At 66.7% G+C, this 17,786-nt stretch carries 21 protein-coding genes; 10 read left to right on the forward strand and 11 right to left on the reverse strand.

Features of this window, described 5'->3' with window-relative positions:
• Positions 1-73: 73 nt before the first annotated feature.
• Complete coding sequence (locus tag HK401_RS01835; protein WP_181272940.1) at positions 74-865, forward strand: sulfite exporter TauE/SafE family protein; 792 nt, start codon at positions 74-76, stop codon at positions 863-865.
• 141 nt (positions 866-1,006) lie between these two features.
• Here the strand turns inward: HK401_RS01835 and HK401_RS01840 are convergent, their stop codons facing one another.
• Positions 1,007-1,630 (reverse strand): hypothetical protein, encoded by a 624-nt coding sequence (locus HK401_RS01840; protein ID WP_181272941.1) that lies wholly within the window; start codon positions 1,628-1,630, stop codon positions 1,007-1,009.
• A gap of 259 nt (positions 1,631-1,889) precedes the next feature.
• Between HK401_RS01840 and HK401_RS01845 the strand changes: the two genes are divergently transcribed.
• Both HK401_RS01845 and HK401_RS01855 read left to right on the forward strand, forming a co-directional pair.
• Positions 1,890-3,041: a GmrSD restriction endonuclease domain-containing protein gene (locus HK401_RS01845; protein WP_219921645.1), complete on the forward strand. Its 1,152-nt coding sequence runs from the start codon at positions 1,890-1,892 to the stop codon at positions 3,039-3,041.
• Positions 3,042-3,166: 125 nt separating this feature from the next.
• A complete protein-coding gene (locus HK401_RS01855; RefSeq protein WP_181272942.1) occupies positions 3,167-4,768 on the forward strand; it encodes an AMP-binding protein in 1,602 nt (533 codons plus the stop codon).
• Positions 4,769-4,832: 64 nt separating this feature from the next.
• Here HK401_RS01855 and HK401_RS01860 read toward each other — a convergent pair whose 3' ends face one another.
• Complete coding sequence (locus HK401_RS01860; protein WP_181272943.1) at positions 4,833-5,267, reverse strand: PaaI family thioesterase; 435 nt, start codon at positions 5,265-5,267, stop codon at positions 4,833-4,835.
• A gap of 68 nt (positions 5,268-5,335) precedes the next feature.
• Entirely contained in the window at positions 5,336-6,268 is a 933-nt protein-coding gene (locus HK401_RS01865; protein ID WP_181272944.1) for an NAD-dependent epimerase/dehydratase family protein, read from the reverse strand.
• A gap of 141 nt (positions 6,269-6,409) precedes the next feature.
• On the opposite strand from HK401_RS01865, the gene HK401_RS01870 reads away from it, so the two are divergent.
• Entirely contained in the window at positions 6,410-7,111 is a 702-nt protein-coding gene (locus HK401_RS01870) for a type 1 glutamine amidotransferase domain-containing protein (protein ID WP_181272945.1), read from the forward strand.
• Between the two features lie 110 nt (positions 7,112-7,221).
• On the opposite strand, the gene HK401_RS01875 is transcribed toward HK401_RS01870, so the two are convergent.
• Positions 7,222-8,448: a calcium:cation antiporter gene (locus HK401_RS01875; protein WP_181273259.1), complete on the reverse strand. Its 1,227-nt coding sequence runs from the start codon at positions 8,446-8,448 to the stop codon at positions 7,222-7,224.
• Between the two features lie 190 nt (positions 8,449-8,638).
• The gene (locus HK401_RS01880) at positions 8,639-9,028 is read right to left on the reverse strand and encodes a hypothetical protein (protein ID WP_181272946.1); all 390 of its coding nucleotides are present in this window, start codon (positions 9,026-9,028) and stop codon (positions 8,639-8,641) included.
• Between HK401_RS01880 and HK401_RS01885 the strand changes: the two genes are divergently transcribed.
• Together HK401_RS01885 and HK401_RS01890 are read left to right on the forward strand one after the other, a co-directional pair.
• Complete coding sequence (locus HK401_RS01885) at positions 8,997-9,296, forward strand: TetR/AcrR family transcriptional regulator (protein WP_181272947.1); 300 nt, start codon at positions 8,997-8,999, stop codon at positions 9,294-9,296. The two genes, HK401_RS01880 and HK401_RS01885, sit on opposite strands and share 32 nt — an antisense overlap.
• Positions 9,297-9,339: 43 nt before the next feature.
• Complete coding sequence (locus tag HK401_RS01890; protein ID WP_258233911.1) at positions 9,340-9,555, forward strand: TetR family transcriptional regulator C-terminal domain-containing protein; 216 nt, start codon at positions 9,340-9,342, stop codon at positions 9,553-9,555.
• Positions 9,556-9,960: 405 nt separating this feature from the next.
• Here the strand turns inward: HK401_RS01890 and HK401_RS01895 are convergent, their stop codons facing one another.
• The 4 genes from HK401_RS01895 to HK401_RS01910 form a co-directional block, all read right to left on the reverse strand.
• A complete protein-coding gene (locus HK401_RS01895; RefSeq protein ID WP_181272949.1) occupies positions 9,961-10,440 on the reverse strand; it encodes a DoxX family protein in 480 nt (159 codons plus the stop codon).
• A 325-nt stretch (positions 10,441-10,765) separates the two neighbouring features.
• Positions 10,766-11,332, reverse strand: coding sequence for an NADPH-dependent FMN reductase (locus HK401_RS01900; protein WP_181272950.1), 567 nt, complete (start codon positions 11,330-11,332; stop codon positions 10,766-10,768).
• Positions 11,332-12,504 carry an LLM class flavin-dependent oxidoreductase gene (locus tag HK401_RS01905; RefSeq protein WP_219921646.1) on the reverse strand — a complete coding sequence of 391 codons (1,173 nt, stop codon included), beginning with the start codon at positions 12,502-12,504 and terminating at the stop codon, positions 11,332-11,334. Before HK401_RS01905 ends, HK401_RS01900 begins: the two co-directional genes overlap by 1 nt.
• 155 nt (positions 12,505-12,659) lie before the next feature.
• Positions 12,660-13,112 carry a MarR family winged helix-turn-helix transcriptional regulator gene (locus tag HK401_RS01910; RefSeq protein ID WP_181272951.1) on the reverse strand — a complete coding sequence of 151 codons (453 nt, stop codon included), beginning with the start codon at positions 13,110-13,112 and terminating at the stop codon, positions 12,660-12,662.
• 96 nt (positions 13,113-13,208) lie between these two features.
• On the opposite strand from HK401_RS01910, the gene HK401_RS01915 reads away from it, so the two are divergent.
• Positions 13,209-13,748: a MogA/MoaB family molybdenum cofactor biosynthesis protein gene (locus HK401_RS01915; protein ID WP_181272952.1), complete on the forward strand. Its 540-nt coding sequence runs from the start codon at positions 13,209-13,211 to the stop codon at positions 13,746-13,748.
• Positions 13,749-13,752: 4 nt separating this feature from the next.
• The gene (gene fdhD, locus HK401_RS01920) at positions 13,753-14,634 is read left to right on the forward strand and encodes a formate dehydrogenase accessory sulfurtransferase FdhD (RefSeq protein WP_181272953.1); all 882 of its coding nucleotides are present in this window, start codon (positions 13,753-13,755) and stop codon (positions 14,632-14,634) included.
• Between the two features lie 22 nt (positions 14,635-14,656).
• Here fdhD and HK401_RS01925 read toward each other — a convergent pair whose 3' ends face one another.
• Positions 14,657-15,025 (reverse strand): MerR family transcriptional regulator, encoded by a 369-nt coding sequence (locus tag HK401_RS01925; protein ID WP_181272954.1) that lies wholly within the window; start codon positions 15,023-15,025, stop codon positions 14,657-14,659.
• Positions 15,026-15,183: 158 nt separating this feature from the next.
• On the opposite strand from HK401_RS01925, the gene HK401_RS01930 reads away from it, so the two are divergent.
• Together HK401_RS01930 and HK401_RS01935 are read left to right on the forward strand one after the other, a co-directional pair.
• Positions 15,184-15,900 carry an SDR family oxidoreductase gene (locus tag HK401_RS01930; RefSeq protein ID WP_181272955.1) on the forward strand — a complete coding sequence of 239 codons (717 nt, stop codon included), beginning with the start codon at positions 15,184-15,186 and terminating at the stop codon, positions 15,898-15,900.
• A gap of 54 nt (positions 15,901-15,954) precedes the next feature.
• Positions 15,955-17,058 (forward strand): aminotransferase class V-fold PLP-dependent enzyme, encoded by a 1,104-nt coding sequence (locus tag HK401_RS01935; RefSeq protein WP_181272956.1) that lies wholly within the window; start codon positions 15,955-15,957, stop codon positions 17,056-17,058.
• A gap of 37 nt (positions 17,059-17,095) precedes the next feature.
• On the opposite strand, the gene HK401_RS01940 is transcribed toward HK401_RS01935, so the two are convergent.
• The gene (locus HK401_RS01940; protein WP_181272957.1) at positions 17,096-17,755 is read right to left on the reverse strand and encodes a helix-turn-helix domain-containing protein; all 660 of its coding nucleotides are present in this window, start codon (positions 17,753-17,755) and stop codon (positions 17,096-17,098) included.
• Positions 17,756-17,786 lie beyond the last annotated feature (31 nt).

Here is a 17,786-nt window from a genome sequence, read left to right on the forward strand (position 1 = left end):
AATGGCGAACTCTCACAGATCGGCGGCAAACTATCGATTGCCTGCCTCGGAGGTGGTGCGCTGAGATGGACTGGTGGAATTCATCGGACTCATCCTCATCGGCTGCCTCGTCGGCCTGACGACCGTGCTCTTCGGCTTCGGCGGCGGCTTCGTCACCGTCCCGATCATCACCCTCGTCGATGCGGATCTCGGGCACGACACGGCACGGGTGGCGGCGGCCACCTCGGCGCTGGTGATGCTCGTCAACGCCATCGTCGCCACGGTCTCGACGAAGCGCGAGACCCTTGCCCACCTCAAGGGACGGTGGTGGCTGCTCGGACTGCTCGCCCTCGGCGGCGGACTCGGGGCGTTCACCGGCGGCTTCGCCCCGGACGCGCTGCTGCAGTGGGGATTCGTCCTCTACATCGCAGTGACCGCCGTCGACCTGCTGCTGCGCCCGGGCTTCTTCCGTCCCGCCGCCTGCGTCAGGGATGAAGCCGGCGAGGGTGGTCGCGAGATCTCCGCGATCTGGGGTGTGCCGATCGGCGGGCTGGCGTCGTTCCTCGGAGTCGGAGGGTCCGTGATGACGGTGCCGATGATGCGCCGGTCGGGGGCGACGATGACCGTGGCCACGACTCTGGCCAACCCGCTGACCTTGGTGATCATGAGCCCGGCCGTGCTCGTGACGATCCTCGACCCCGCCGCGATCGACGCCCCGGGCATCGTCGGAGCCCTCGACCTGGTGTCAGCAGCGGCCCTGCTCATCGGCGGTCTGCCGATCATCGTACTCCTGCGCAGGCGGGTGCCGAAGATCTCCGAGATCCTCCATGCTTGGGGGTATTTCGTGCTGCTCATATCTGCCGGAGTCGTCGTTGCCGTGGCCTGAAAGCACGCCCCACCGACCGCTCGAATTCGCGTCCACCGCTCACGTCGGCGACCGCGGGCTCGCCGACCGCACAGATTGGCGTCCACTGCTCACCGCATACCTTGATGCAATGTCGCTAACTCGAGCGGTCGGTGATGGAGTTCAGCTCTCCCAGCGGCGTTTGCGCAGGATGGGCGGCAGGCCGAAGTAGATCGGCGGGCGAGCCGAGCTGGTGGCCGAGCCGCCATCAGCTGCGCCAGCCCCCAGCGCCCATGCGCTTTCCCAGCTGATGAGCTCGCCGGCGTGGCAGACGGGGTCGCCTCCACTCGACGGCGGGTCGGCCCACATCCACAGGTTGATCCCGTATTCCACGAGGACCAACTTGCTGCCTGTCTCCCGCGTCGAGTTCTCCTTGACCAGGGCAGACCGCAGTTTCGCCGAGGCGGCCTCGAGTTCCGTCCACCCGTCCTGGCGATGCGGCAGGAAGATCCATGTCCCCGCGGGGACGTCCGAGGCGACGAAGTCGTCGAGCGCGGTGATCGTGATGCGGGGGTTGCCCGGCGAGTCTGGATCGGCAGCGGCGAGCAGCTCCCCGCAGCACGCCCGCGCGACATCCAGCGTGGGGGAGAGAATGAGCACGTGGGCCGCCTTCGTGAGCACGTCATCGAGGCTCAGCCGGGTGAAGGGATTCGCACGCATGCCGCCGAGCACCTGCGTCCAGTGACCGGGCACTGTACCTTCACAGAGGAATCTGTTCGTCCGCGGACGCTCCTCATCGTGTCGCATCGACAATCCTCCTCGCCGAGGCTGCTCACCGTTTCCATCCATCATGCACCCACCCGCCGGATCGGGCGTGCGGGCGGACGGCCGCCGAGAGGGTCCGTAACGAATGGGACACGTTGTCGCCCTAACTTACCCAGAGGGCCGCCGCGCGATCTAGACTGTCCGCAGTGGATCGAGCTGCGGCGGCAACGCCGGCCCGGTCCACGACCACGTTTGGACCACCTCGCTCGGCATCGAGCACGCTCATGTGAAAGATCCCGCCATGCCCACTTCCCCGAACCGCGCTTCGCGCTGGACTGACAGGCTCCGGCTGAATCACGCAGCCGACGGTCGGCAGATCAGGCCCAGTGCTCGACTCCTGCCGGCGCTCGCCGCCGTCCTCACGTTGGGCCTCCTCGCCGGGTGCGCCGAGGCGGCCGAGCCGACCGTCGACACCGCCGCGTCCAGCACAGCTGACCCGACCCCGACTCGGGAAGCACCCGCACCGAGCAGCAGCGCGTCGGCGTCGACGAAGAGTAGCGACAGCGACGATGCGGGCGACGAAGGTAAGGCGGGAGGCTCGGCGACGGGGACCGCCTCGGCGATGTTGGATGAGCTCGATGTCAAGGGCCGGGCGCCGAAGACCGGCTACGACGGCGACCTGTTCAAGTGGCGTTCGGACACCGACCACAACGGGTGCGACACCCGCAACGATGTGCTCCGCCGCGACCTTAAGGACATCACGCTCAAGGCCGGAACGCAGGGGTGCATCGTCCTGGCCGGCACGATCGCTGACCCGTATCAGGGCGAGACCTACGACTTCGATCGCAGCGCCAACACCATCGACATCGACCATGTGGTCGCCCGGTCGAATGCGTGGCAGACCGGTGCGGCGAAGTTCGACGAGGAGACGCTGGGGGAGTTCGGCAACGATCCACTCAACCTGCTCGCCGTGAGCTCGAGCCTCAACCGGCAGAAGGGCGACGGCGACGCAGCGACCTGGCTGCCGCCGAACAAGTCCTACCGTTGCGAGTACGTCGCCCGGCAGATCGCGGTCAAGCACAAGTACGACCTCTGGGTGGTCAAGCCGGAGAAAGCCGCGATGGAACGCGTGCTCTCCGACTGCGAGGACGAACCGGCCTTCACCGAGGATGCCGACTGGCCCGGGGCGGGTGAGGGCGACAACGTCACGACGAAGGAAGAGACCCGTCCGGCGAAGCAGAAGTCGTCAGGCGCCGGGGCAGGCTCCGGCTCGTCGAGCAGCGGCTCAAAGAAGTCGTCGACAGGCTCGACCGGCTCCGGCTCGTCGAACTCATCGACCTACTTCGAAAACTGCACGGCAGCCCGTGAAGCCGGGGCCGCACCCGTCCACCGAGGAGACCCCGGGTACGGATCTCACCTCGACCGTGACGGCGACGGGGTCGCCTGCGAATAGCCGCCTCGGCGGGGTGGGTGTGCCGGGTCACACAACCGGTCGGTAATCTGAGTACAGACAGATGTTCGACCACGGTAGATCTGCCGTGAACACCGACCCTGGTCACCGACGATGAGGAGCCCACCATGTCCGGATTGGACACCGCACTGACCCCGCTGCGCTTCCTCGAGCGCTCCCTCGAAGCCCACCCCGATCGCGAGGCGATCGTCGACGGGCCCCGCCGCTTCACCTACCGGGACATGGCCGAGACCGTCCAGCGCCTCGCCGAAGGACTCACCCGTCGCGGCCTGAAAGAGGGCGACACGGTGGCCGTCCTCGCGCCCAACAGCGCCGAGGCGCTCATTGCCCACTACGCGGTCCCGCTGGCCGGCGGGGTGCTCGTGATGCTCAACACCCGACTGGCACCGCCGGAGGTCGAATACATCCTCGGCCACTGCGAGGCGAAGTTCCTCTTCGGCGACGCCGGCCTCCTGCAGCCCATCGTCGAGGCGGGTGCAGCAAAGTCTGTGGAGGCCATCGTCCTCCATCCCGAAGCCGACGGCACTCGGGGTGCACTCAGCGCCACGGACACTGAGGTGGAGCACTATGAGGATTGGGCCGCCTCGGCGCCGGAGACCCCACGCACGTGGGAGGTCGCCGACGAAACCGCGACGATCACGGTCAACTACACCTCGGGCACCACCGGTCGGCCGAAGGGCGTGATGTACACGCACCGCGGGGCGTATCTCAACTCGCTCGGCGAGGTCGTCACGCAGGGCTTCGAACCGCTGACCCGCTACCTGTGGACCCTGCCGATGTTCCACTGCAACGGCTGGTGCACGACCTGGGCGCTGACCGCGGTGGCCGGCACGCACGTGTGTCTGCGGGCCGTGCGCGGAACCGAAGCGTGGGCGCTCATCGACGCCGAATCGATCACCCGCATGGCCGGCGCTCCGGTCGTGCTCAACACCATCGCCGGGGCCAAGGAAGCCCACGATATGGGCGGCGAGCTGTCGATCACCACGGCGGGCGCCCCGCCATCGCCGACGACGATCGCCCTGCTCGAACAGCTCGGCATTCAGATCATCCACGTCTACGGGCTCACTGAGACATACGGGCCGTACTCCTCGTGCGAACCGCAACCCGAATGGTCGGAGCTGCCGGTCGAGGAGCGTGCGGCTCTGAAGTCACGGCAGGGGATCGGCATGATCAGTGCCGAACGCGTCCGTGTCGTCGAGCTGCGCGATGATGCCGAACTCAGCGACGTGCCCGCCGATGGGGAGACGATGGGCGAGATCGTCATGCGCGGCAACAACGTGATGAAGGGCTATCTCAATTCCCCGGAGGACACCGAGGTGGCCTTCCGCGGCGGATGGTTCCACTCCGGTGATCTCGCGGTGATGCACCCCGACGGCTACGTGCAGATCCTCGACCGGGCGAAGGACATCGTCATCTCCGGTGGTGAGAACATCTCGACGATCGAGGTCGAGCAGGCCATCGTCGCCCACGAATCCGTCGCCGAGGCGGCTGTGGTCGGGATGCCCGATGAGAAGTGGGGTCAGCGACCGTTGGCGTATGTCGTGCTCAAGGACGGCGCCGAGGTGACCGCGGACGAGCTCATCGCCTTCGTCAAGACCCGCATCGCCGGGTACAAGGCACCGGCCGGAGTCGAATTCGTCGACGCGCTGCCGACGACGTCGACGGGCAAGATCCGCAAGAACGCCCTGCGGGAGATGGCGGGGAACTGAGGCGGTTTGGGGCGGCTGACGGCGCGTCAAGGGAACCGGCAGCGAGGTTCCGGTTCCCTTCCCGTCAGCCCTCCCGCTTCGGCAGCGGCACGTTCTGCAGGCGCAGCTGTCCGCGCGAAAGCTGCTTGTCCGTCGCCGAATCGGTGATGATGACCTCCCACAGCTGCTGCGTCCGACCCTGGTAGAGGGCCGTGGCCTTGACGGCGACACGGGCGCCCTGGCTCGGGCGCAGGAAATCGGTGGCGTTGTGGACGCCGACGGCGAATTCACCGCGGTCGGCCACGGCATGGCTCGCCCCGATGCTGCCGGCGCTTTCGACGAGGGTGGTGTACACGCCGCCGTGGACGACGCCCCACGGAGTGTGGTGATTCTCGTCGAGCTCGGCATATCCCCGCACCGAGGTGACCGTGACCTCCTCGACGACCAATCCGGCGGCAGCGACGAATCGGCTCGCGTTCTTCAGCGAGACGTCGGGTGTGGGTGTCGAATCGGTGGTCATCGATGTTCCTCCTGTGGGGCTGAAATGCTGTGGGGCTGAACTCGCTGACTGGACAGTGTGCGGACTGTCTACCTGACAGTCGGTCCGCCAACGATCTCCCGGATCCCATCGACTGCCGAAGTGACCGCGAAGTCGGGGAACCGAGTCGTGAATTTCTCGGTGTCGAAGATATTATCCCCGTGGTATCGGGGGAGAAGCTCACCCACCTCGGCGAGGGCGGGAACGAACCGTCCGCCGAGGCGGAAGACCGCATTCGGCAGCGCCGTGTAGCTGATCCGCCGGTCGAGGACGGTCGCGGCGATGCCGATCATCTCGGAATAGCTCGGCCTCGACCGGTCGATCGGCAGATGCCAGGTCTGGCCGAAGGCATCGTCGGTGTTGCCGATGAGCGCCATCGCCCGCGAGGCATCCGGAGTCCAGATGAGTGAGCGACGCGTCGCGGCGCTGATCGGGACGAAAGGCCGCTTGCCGTCCCTGATCCGGTTGAAGACGAGCGAATTCGACAGGCTCTTCGTCGGCCCGGGTCCGTAGAACTCCGGGGCCCGGCAGATCACGGCTTCGACCCGGCCTGATTCCATCGCCTCGAGCAGCATCGTCGCGATCTGCGCACGGACGCGTCCCTTGCGGCCGTTGGGGACGAAGGGCGTCGATTCGGTCTGCGGTTCCGGCGTCCCCGGGTACATATATGTGTTGTCGAAGAACACGAGCTTGACCCCGTGCTCGGCGCATGCGTCGATCGTATTGGCCATCATTGTCGGGAACTTCGCCTCCCACAAGGCGGAGTCCATGGGCAGCCCGACAGTGAGGAAGGCGATGTCACTGCCGGCAACGGCTCGGCTCGTCGCGGCGGCATCAGTGAGGTCGGCGGAAACGAGTTCGTCGTCGGGATGGACAGCCGTCGGATGCCGGCTGACCAGCCGAATGTCACTGGTGAAGTTTCGGCGCAGCTCACGGGCGAGCTCGTCGGCGATCGGTCCGCCGGATCCGAGAATCGTCTGCATACGCCCTCCTGTCCACTGACACCCGCGCGCTTTGCCGGCAACTGCGCGATTCGCTGGCAACTGCGCGATGCATTGACACCCGCACGGCCGTGGCCTAACTTCGCTGGTGCAGGCCCGACTCTACCAAGGCAGGAGAAGCCGATGGTCGATGTGCTCTTCGTCGTCACCGCCGCAACCGGGTGGACACTCAAGGACGGCTCCGTCCACCCCACCGGCTACTGGGCCGAGGAGTTGGCCGAACCGCACCGTCTCTTCACCGAGGCCGGATGGTCGATCACCGTGGCCACCCCCGGAGGGGTGCCGCCGACCCTTGACGAGCTCAGCCTCGGTGTGGCCGGTGGTCTGCCGAAGAAGCGCGCGGAGATCCGCCGCTACCTCGAATCGATCAGCGATGACCTCGACCATCCCCGCACCCTCGCCGAGGTGGACGAGGCCGATTTCGGTCTCGTGTTCTATCCCGGTGGTCACGGTCCGATGGAGGACCTCGCCGTCGACGAGGACTCCGGGCGGCTGCTGCAGCGCAGGCTCGATTCCGGCCGGCCGCTCGCGCTGCTCTGCCACGCTCCGGCCGCGATCCTCGCCGCAGCGAATCCCGACGGAACGAATGTCTTCGCAGGGCGGACGATGACCGGACTGTCGAACGCCGAGGAGAGGCTCAACCCGTTCGCGTGGAAAGCGAAGTGGCTGCTCCAGGACGCGATGATCGAGGCCGGAGTCGACTACGACAAAGGGATGATCCCGCTGTGCCCGCATGTCGTCGTCGACGGTGCGCTCTACTCGGGTCAGAACCCGCAGTCCGCCGAGGCGCTCGCTGAGAGGATCATCGCCGACTTCCGGGACTGAGACCTCGGGAGCTGAGCTCTCGGTCAGTGCGCCGAGCCGGTCACGCCGGACCGGCTCCTACTCAGGTAGCGGCACTTATGTGACTTTGGGCGACGTGACCGAACCCCGGCTCACGAGAACACGGAGATCCCGAAGGCCGCGAACACCACGAGATGCGCGGCCCCGTGCACGGCCGTGACCCGCTTCGCTGCGAACGTCGCCACCGAGAGCAGCAGCATGAGGCCGAGCAGCAGCAGATTCACCGTAGACTCGGCGAGTACGACGGGCTGATCGGTCAGCAGCCCGATGACGAGGACGGTCGGGATCGTCAGCCCCACCGTCGACACCTGCGCCCCGTGGCAGAGGTTGCTCACCCGCTGAATCTCGCCGTTCCAAGCCGCCCTGATCGAGGTGATCGACTCGGGCAGGAAGACGATCATCGCGATGACGATGCCCGACAGTGCCACCGGAGCGCCGAGGCGACCCAACCCGTCATCGAGCAGTGTGGCCATGTCGTGGGAGAGGAGGACGATCGGCGTCACCGTGGCGATGAGCAGGGCCAGCCGAATGAGGATCTCGACCCGATGAGTCGACAGGATTTCCCGGATGCCCGGCGCCGTATCAGCGTCCGGCGCCGTATCAACATCCGATGCCGTATCACCGTCGGGAGTCGCCTCGGTGACGGAGCCCGTGTCCACGGCGGGATCGGCCGCCTCGGCGAGGGTGCGTGTCAGCCGGGGATCGACCTCGACGAAATCGGCGGCCTGGGCGCCCATCTGCCGAGTGAGGAAGAAGGCGTAGATGCCGATGGTGAGCACGATGATCGGGATCTCCTGCCACGGCAGGTAGCTGCCGCCTGAGCCGATGACGGCGGGCAGCGCGAACGCGAGCGCGGCGAGGACGACGATCATCGACAGATACGTCGAGACGCCGGTGCGGTTGTGCACGAGGTCCCCGTGCCGGAGCCCGCCGATGAGCAGGCAGAGCCCGACCACGGCACCGAGGATGATCATCGTCACCGCCATCACCGAATCACGGGCGATCGTTGCGTGGTCGCCGGGGCCGAGCAGGACCGCGGCGATGAGCACGACCTCGATGAGCACGATCGACAGGGTGAGGACGAGCGAACCGTAGGGGTCGCCGAGGCGGCCGGCCAGGTGCTCGGCCTCGTGCACGACGCCGAACGCACAGATGAGGATGACCGCGACGATGACGATGAGCGCGGTGATGAGCAGGGGAGCCGGAACCGGCGGTTCGAGGAGGGGGCCTGCTGAGAGGAGTGCGACGTAGGCGCCCCAGCCGAGGAGGAGTCTGATGATCGCGGTGGGATTGATGATGCTGCGCAGTGCGGCGGTCATGACGGTCTGGTCCAATTCTTAGAGGCCGTCCTCATCGCGGTGGGAAGCGAACGGGTCGTCCCGTTCGTCACTGTGTTTTCAGGGTACCCAATCCCGCCGAGGCGGGCCAACTGGGTGGAAGCTTTCAGCTGTCTTCGCCGACCGCTCACTCCAGCGTCGAGCGTACGAGGTGTGACGCGTGCGCTCGACGCTAACCTGCGCTGTCGAATATCCCCGACAGCCGGTCACCGATGTCGTCGCCGCGGCGACCTGAGTCCTTCACTGCGAATGGGATCCCCGTCTGCTGTCCGCGCCACCCGCAGGTGATCGCCTCACCGAGCAGGCTGAGACCGATGCTCAGGGTGATGGGACGCACCACCTCCTCGGCGCCGATGGCCTGGGCACCGAAATGCAGTCCGGCGCTGGCGGCCAGGCTGAGGCCCCAGACGATGAGCGTCTTCACGGTGTATCTCTGATGAAGGGTGCCGTCCTTCTCGAAGAGCACGGTTGAGGCCCCGCGCATCATGCCGAAGCCGATGCCGACGGCAACAGAGACGGCGAGGAAGGCGATGTTCGCCGCGCTCCAGTGGTCGAAACCCAAGGTCTCGCTGCGCGCGATCGCCGAGGAGGCCGGTCTGGCCATCGGCTCGATCCGGCACTACTTCACCACGGCTGAAGGGATCGTGCGCTTTGCGCTCGAAACGCTGGTCGCGCGGATCGGCGCTCGCCTCGAGGATCGCCTGGCTTCGCTGCTGCCGCAGCTCGACGCCGGCTCGCTCAGTGGGGATGCGGCGAAAGAGGCGACCGTCGACCTCCTGGCCGAGCTGCTGCCGCTCGACGAAGTGAGGCGACAGGAGTCAGTCGTGTGATTGGCCTTCGAGGAGACCGCGCGGACGGATCCTGCTCTCGCCGATGTCTTCGGTGCGCGGTTCGCGACAGCTGATGGTTCGGACTCTTGAGAGTATGTCGCGTAGGGAAGTGCTGCGGCGCGATCTCGACCTCGATCTTGAGGTCGATGCTCTGGCGGCGCTCGTCGACGGACTCACTCTTCGTTCGACTTTGCGCCCCGAGGTGCTTCCTCCCGAGCGTGCCCGCGAAGTGCTCTCCGCTCATCTTGAGGGGCTGTGAAGGTAGAGAGCGAGCCGCCGAGGCGGTTAGGCCTTATCGTTCAAGGATTCGCTGACCGTTATCGAGTGGTTGATCGCTCCAAGCGAGCGCCCGAGCGAAGCTGGTCGACGGTTGTCTCGCCGTCGTCGACTCGCTCGCTCCATGCGCCGAATGCGGCTGCGATCGCGCTCATGTCGGTGTCGGTGTTCCGGCTGGGACCGTACATGTGATTGACTGCATCGCGAATCAGTGCGGAGATCGAGCGTCCTGATCGCTCGGCCTCGGCGTGGAGGAGCCGCCGCTCAGCGGCGGTGAATGAGATCCGGGCCCGCGTCATTTTCCAGTTATCCATCATTGTGTGAACCCGTGGAGAGTATTGATCTCAATCGGGCAGGGAGGCCCGGTTCCGCCGAGGCGGTTGTGCCTTCAGGCTTCGGCCGCGACCGACCGTGCCCCCGAAGTCCGCGTACGACCCCTGCCCTTCTTTCCGGAGAAGAGGAAGCGGTCGATGCTGAACCGACCCGGTCCCATGGCGGCGATGAGCAGCGCACCGGCGGCCACCGCGGCGACGAGTTCCCAGCCGCCCTGATCGACGAACGGGGTTGGCGTGAGGTGGACGATCACCAGCGCCCCAATGACGTTTGCGGCCAGGAGGACGCCGACGATGGGAGTCAGCGCGCCGAGGATGAGCAGTGCGCCGCCGATGAGCTCGACGAAGGTGGCGAAGGGCGCGGCGATCTCGGGCAGCGGCACTCCCATCTGCGAGAACGAGTCGGTGGTTCCGGCGACTGTCCATTCGTTGAACTTCTGCCAGCCGTGGGCGATGAAGATGGCGCCGAGGGCGATTCGGGTGATAGCGGTGATGATGTCGCGGGCAATGGTCGGAAATCCGGTCGTTGCGTACACGCTGCGCTCCAGGGTTGATTGAAAGTACAACCACACGCTATTGGGTGAACATGGCAGGACACTGAATGCGCTTCCGCCCGCGAAGGGGTAGGTGTGAGTGACTCGACGATCCGGGGTCGGAATCGAGTGGGGGACCGGGGTGACTGCGGGAAATCCCGTGGGTGTCCGTGGCCACGACCGCTGACGCGGCAACAAGTGGGTACAGATTGCCATTCTGAGCCCGGAAATTGGCAATCTGTACCCACTTGTTGCGAGAGAGCGGAGGGGCGTCCGCCGGCACTGCCGACACCGCCCGCACCCGCGCAGTCGGCAACTGCCTCACCGCTTAGAACCCGTAGGCGGCTTCCTTCTCCTCACGGATGGCGGCGTAGGTCTTCGTCAGCACGATCGTGTCCTCGACGAGGCGGTTGAGGCGGGCGATGACATCCTCGCTGACGATCTGGCCGCGGTGCAGATCGCGCTCCTCGACGAACACGTACGGCGAGACGACCTGCGCCTTCATGTACGTCAGTATCGGCAGGAGGTGCTGTTGCGGGATGAGGTAGTGCTTCGCCGAGCCGGCCGTGGCGACCGCGGCCACGACCTTGTCGCGGAACGCGCCCACCGGCAGCAGGTCGAAGACGTTCTTCAGGCTCGCGGGAATCGAGGCCTGGAAGATCGGCGTGCCGATGATGATCGCATCAGCGTCCATGATCGCCGCGGTCACCCGCCCGGTGTCACCGGAGTATTCGGTGAAGTTCCGGCCGTCGGAGAAGACCATGTCCGCCTCGGCGAGGTCGATGAGCGTGACCTCGATGTCGGGATCCTGCCCCATCACCGTCTGCGCGACATAGTCCATCACGGTCCGCGTCTTCGTTCCGACGTTCGAGCCGGAGAGAACGACGATCTTCATCAGACATGCTCCTCTGCTGCCGTGGCTACGGCCCCAGCCGGAGCGCCAGCGGCCCCAGCCGGAGCGTCAGCCGCCTCGGCGCTCGCCGCCGTACCTTCATCCGCGGTGTACTTCTTCACCGCCGGGATGATCTCCGAGCCGATGGTCTCGATCTGCTTCATCACCCGGTCATACGGCATCCCGCCGAAGTCGATCTGGCCGAGGTATCGCTGATGTCCGAAGACCTCGTGCTGGTGGAGGATCTTCTCGACGATCTGCTGCGGGCTGCCGATGTTGACGATGCTCGCCGGATCGACGCTCTGGGCGAAGAGCTGCTTGGGCATGCCCTGCCCGTTCGTGCGCTTCATCCCCTCGTTGATGTGCGGGTAGAGCCCTTGCAGCGCTTCCTGCGAGGTCGGTGCCGTGTAGAGGAACCCGGCCGTGGCGATCGGCAGAGCGGCAGGATCGAAGCCGGCGTGACGTGCCGCCTGACGGTAGGCATCGACGGTGGGCTTGAACGACGAGGTGGTCCCGCCGAGGTGGGCCATCACCATGGGAACGCCCGCCAGTCCCGCCTTGACCGCGCTTGCCGGGGCACCGCCGACCGCGCGCCAGATCGGCAGCGGGTTCTGCTCGGGGCGGGGGAGGACCTCGGCGTTGTTGAGCGGGGCGCGGAACTGCCCGGACCATGACACCGATTCTTCGCGGCGGATCTTCAGCAGCAGGTCGAACTTCTCTTCGAAGAGCTCCTCATAGTCGCGCAGATCGTATCCGAGGAGTTCGAACAGCCCGATCCGCGAGGCGCGACCGGCGACGAGCTCGGCTCGACCTTCGGAGAGGTGGTCGATCGTCGCGAAGTTCTCGAACACGCGCACTGGATCCGAGGTGCTCAGGATCGTCGAGGTGCTGCCGATGCGGATCGACGAGGTGGCCTGCGCGATCGCGCCGAGGATGACCGCGTGCGCCTGCGAGGCGAAGAACTCCTGGTGGCTCTCGCCGACGCTGAAGAAGTCGAAGCCGGCCTCCTCGGCGGCCTGTGCGTAGCCGACGAATTCGCGGATGCGCTCGCCCGCGCTCACCCGGCTGCCGTCGGCTGGGTTCGGCAGATGATCGCCGAGGCTGTACATCCCGAACTGCAGCCCCTGAGTGGGGTCGAATCCGACGGGATCGAGGGTGGTCGTGTTCTCGCTCAAGGTCTCTCCTATGCGCCGGAGACCGTCCCGCAGGGCCGATCTCGATTGATCATTTGCCCTGTCAACTGATAGACGCGGAGATTTATTCCTGACCCCGCCGAGGTGGTGCACAGATTCGCGCCGAGGTGGTTCAGCCGAGCCGTGCGCCGAGGTGGTCAGTCGTTCTCTTCTGCCGCCGCTCGCTCGGCGAGGCTGTGGTCGTAGAGCTTCTTCATCAGCGCGTGCAATGTCCGCTGCTCGTCCTCGTCGAGGACGTCGTCGAAGAGAGCGGACTGCTGGTGGAGCTGGGAGGGGAAGGCGCGTTCGAGGACGTCAAGTCCCGCCTCGGTCAGCGTGATGTGCTTGGTCTTCCACGTCTGCTCGCGGGCGATGAGCCCTTCGCGTTCGAGGCGGGCGAGCATCCGGGAGATGCCGCCGCCGCTGACCGTGAGCCCCTTGGCGAGGTCGGTCTGGGTGACGGGTTGGAAGTTGCGGATGTGGGCGAGGGCCTCGAACTGGGCGACGGTGAGGCCGAACTGGCGCAGATGATCGTTCGAGAGCTGGTTGCTGTTCTGGACGAAGCGGACCATCCGCAGCCAGATGAGCGTGCTCAGCGACAGATCCTCCACCGCGCCTCCTCCTCGGGTCAAGATCCCGGGTCGAGCTCAGTTCGCGATCCCCGGTCGGGCTCTCAGCTTACCCACCGGGAGACGTACGATGGCATCGTGAGCACAGACAACGACAACACCGACCTCCTCGGCGCCGGACGGTCGGCGGCGGTCATCATCGCCTCCACCTCGGCGGCCAGGGGAGAGGCCGCGGACACGACCGGTCCGATCCTCGTCGACTGGCTGCGCGGCCGCGGCTACGACACCCCCGACGCCATCGTCGTCCGCGACGGCGAACCCGTCGGCGAGGCCCTGCGAAACCTCCTCGTCGACACTTCTGAAGACGAGCGCCCGCGCTTCATCGTCACCAGCGGCGGCACCGGGCTGGCCCCCGACGACAGGACGCCCGAGTTCACCGCCGAACTCCTCGAACGTCAGTCCCCGGGTCTCGTGTACGCGATGTGGCGCAAGGGATTGGAATCGACCACCTCGGCGGTGATGAGCCGCGGAGTCGCCGGCGTACGCGGCCGGAGCTTCGTCATCAACTTCCCCGGCTCGAAGGGCGGGGTCAAGGACGGGATCAGCGTCATCGACGACCTCCTCGAACACATCCAGACCTCGGTCGAGGACACCACCGACCACGGACCCCGGGTCTGAGCCGATGGCACAGCGCAAGGCCGTCCGCGCCCGGGTCCACAAGTTCGACGCCACCGGCGAGATCTCCGCGGGCCCGGATTCCCTGGCCGGGGAGGAGCCGCTGGAGATCAACCTCGACGGCGAGCAGTTCTCCGTGACCATGCGCACCCCCGGCAACGACGTCGAGCTCGTCGCCGGGTACCTGCTCTCCGAGGCGGTCGTGACCTCGATGGACGACATCGTCGAGATCGACTTCTCCGCCGGGCTCGCCCCCGACGGGTCCCGCAACTACAACGTCGCGAAGGTGCGGCTGCGACCCGGAACCTGGAGCGCCGAGGCGGCCCCCGCCCGATCCGTCTACACCTCGTCCTCGTGTGGGATCTGTGGGACGGCGGCCATCGACGCGGTGACGAAGACCTCGGCCTACCCGCTCATCCCCGCCACTTGCGACGTCGACGAGGACGGGGAGTACGAGTTCCCGCCCCTGCTCTCGGCCGCGCGCATCGGTGAGCTGCCGGACCGTCTGCGTTCGCAGCAGGCCGTCTTCGACAAGACCGGGGGAGTCCATGCCGCGGCACTCTTCGCCGTCGGCGACGACCCGACCGCCGAACCTGAACTGCTCGTCGGCCGTGAGGACGTCGGTCGGCACAACGCCGTGGACAAGGTCATCGGCTGGGCCATGGCCAACCATGGACTGCCGCTCAGCCGCACCGTCCTGCAGGTCTCGGCCCGGGCGTCGTTCGAGCTCGTGCAGAAGTCCGCGATGGCCGGCATCCCGATGATATCGGCGGTCAGCGCACCCTCGGCGATGGCTGTCGAGCACGGCCGCAGCGTCGGCGTCACCGTCATCGGCTTCAACCGCCGCGGCCGGTTCAACGCCTACTCGTACCCCGAACGCGTGGCCTAGCCCCGGCGAGCACCGATCGGGCTCACAGCGACGTGAGGATGCTCTTGAGTCTGCTCGCGGTCTCCTCGAGTTCACGGGCCTGGTCGATCAGCCTCGCGTGCTCGCGCTCGAGCGTGGCCACGGTATCTGCGCTCGCGGCTCCGTTCATGCACGGCAGGAGCTCGCGAATCACCTCGGTCCCGAGGCCGGCATCGATGAGTCGTCTGTAGAGCAGTACCCGCTCCACATCATCGGCCCGGTAGCGGCGTTGGCCGCCGGAGGTTCGCGCCGGGGCGAGAAGGCCCTGTTCCTCGTAGTAGCGCAGGGCACGCGGGGTGCAGCCGGCCCGTCGCGCCATTTCTCCGATGGAGAGGAGGGGCAGACGCGGTGCCGCATGTGAATTCTGTGACATTCGCCTCATCCTCTTGAAATTGACGCCGACGTCAGACTCTAGCATCGAATCACCCGCCGCACCTGGTGGGCGAACCGGTAACCACTGCGATCAGTGGCCACGAAGAGAGTGCGAAGTCGGAGACCGACGCCGCGCAGAGCAGAAAGAGGAAAGCAGACATGAACATCGACAAGAGCATTGCCATCGTCACAGGAGCGAACCGCGGTCTGGGCCGACAGTTCGCCGCCCAACTGCTCGAGCGAGGCGCATCGAAGGTCTACGCGGCCGCCCGTCGACCGGAGACCGTCGATCTGCCGGGGGTCGAAGCGATCCGTTTGGACGTCACAGACCAGGATGAGGTCGACGCCGTCGCCCGCAGGTTCGGTGAAGCGGACATCGTCGTCAACAATGCCGGCTTTTCATCCTTCGCCCGACTCGTTGACGGAGATATGGACGACATCCGCCAGGAGATCGAAGTCAACTACTTCGGTGCCCTGCACATGGTCAGAGCGTTCGCGCCGATCATGCGGAAACGCGGCCACGGCGGCTTCCTCAACGTCTCATCTGTCATGGCATGGCTGGGCTACGAGCATTCGAACTCCTATGGAGCATCCAAAGCCGCCAACTGGGCGATGTCGAATGGACTGCGAGAGGAGCTGGCCGGAACAGGGATCCAGATCAGCTCCCTCTTTCTCGGAAGCACCGACACAGACATGATGGCAGGCATCGATGTGCCGAAGAACCGCCCCGAGGAACTTGTCGCCACCGCCCTCGACCAGTTCGAAAATGGGGTGCACGAGATCCTCGCCGACGACGCTGCCATAGCGCTCAAGGCGGGACTGTCGGAGGATCGCGGCCGGTTCACCGCCTCCTCGTATCCCGAGCACGTGGCGTAGCCTGGAAGAGCATGGTCGGCCGCGGCCGACCACGAGTCCGGAAAGGCAGAACCGATGACATCACGACCATCGCTGACCGTCGATGACGCCCGCACCGAATGGGGCATCGACCGCACCTTCCTCGACTCCTGCTCATACGGTCCGCCGCCTCGGCGCGGGTGGGATGCCCTCCAGTCTTCCCTCGACGAATATCGGCGTGGAGCCCGACCGTGGCAGGGCTGGGCCGGGTCCGTCCAGACCTCCCGCGAGCGCTTCGCCGAGCTCGTCGGCGTCCCCGCCGACTGGGTGGCCACCGGCGCTGCCGTGTCCCAGCTGCTCGCCCCGATCGCCGCCGCCCTGCCCGACGGCGCCGAGGTCCTCGTGCCCGACATCGAGTTCACCTCCGGGGTCTACCCCTTCGCCGTCCACGCCCACCGCGGCGTGCATGTGCGCACCGCCCCGCTCGAATCCCTCGCCGAGGCGGTCGATGACTCGACAGCGCTCGTGTCCTTCTCCGCCGCCCAGTCCGCGACGGGTGAGGTCGCCGACGTCCCTGCGATCGTCGACCGCGCCGCCGAGGTGGGAGCGCTCACCGTCCTCGACGGCACTCAGGCCGCCAGCTGGCTTCCACTCGACGGTGCCGGCGTCGACTTCCTCGCCGTCGCCGGATACAAATGGCTCTGCGCTCCACGCGGCACCGCGCTGCTGACGATGCGGCCGCTGACCAGCACATTCACACCCGAGGCTGTGCGCGAGAGGCAGGCGGAGTTCGCCTCCCGACTCACCCCGGTCGCGGCAGGATGGTTCGCCGCCGGAGGCACCGCAAGCTACGGCATGCCCCTGCAGCTCGCGGACTCCGCCCGCGCCTTCGACATCTCTCCGGCGTGGCATTCGTGGGTGGGGATGGCCCCGGCCCTCGAGCTTCTCCTCGACGTCGGCGTCGAGGCGATCCACGATCACGACGTCGGTTTGGCCAATGCCTTCCGCACGGGTCTGGGGCTGGACGAATCGGACTCGGCGATCGTGTCCGTCGACGTGCCGGACGCAGGGCTGACGCGACTCGACGAGGCCGGCGTCCGGTTCTCCGTCGCCGACGGGCGAGCACGCTTCGGCTTCCACCTCTACAACGATGACGACGACGTCGCGGCGGCCCTCACCGCCCTCCGCGGGACGCTGTGAGGCAAACCGTCCTCGATGCCGTCATTCCACCTCGGCGTCACTCCTCCTGCACCTCGGCGTCGACCTCCGTGCCATCGGCCTCGGTCTCCATGTCGCTCTCTGCGAGATCGGCGCTGTCGTCCTCAGCGCCATCCTCACTGTCACCGGCGGCAGTGTGGGTGTGCATGCGCATGCCCTCGGCGTTGAAGATGCTCAGCACCTGCGCGGACTCAGCGCCCGCAGCGGAGATGCTGTGCGGAACGCGCGTGTCGAACTCGGCGGCCTCACCGCGGGTGAGGATGAGGTCCTGATCGCCGAGGTGGAGTCGCACTTTCCCCGAGAGCACGTAGAACCATTCGAAGCCGTCATGGACCCGCGGCTCCGGTGCCTCGGCGACCGGCGGGTAGATGATCTTGAACGTCGCGACAGGCGACCCCTCCGGGGCGAGTGGGGTGATGACCATCCCGTTCCTGCGGACGGAGCGGCGACGGACGCGGGGATCCGGCGGATTCGGTGTGACGAGTTCGTCGAGCCCGACGCCGAGGTGGCGGGTGAGCGGGATGAGCAGTTCGAGGCTCGCCTGCCGCTTGCCCGACTCGAGGCGCGACAGGGTGCTCGTCGACATCTCGGCACGCGAGGCCAACTGGTCGAGGGTCCATCCCTTGCTGGTGCGCAGCGCCCGCAGGCGCGGCCCGATCTGCTTGAGCTCGTCGGTCATGTCCGTCCCTCCGTCGTCCCTTCGCCTCGGG

This window comes from Brevibacterium oceani (assembly GCF_013623835.1).
GTDB lineage: Bacteria > Actinomycetota > Actinomycetes > Actinomycetales > Brevibacteriaceae > Brevibacterium > Brevibacterium oceani.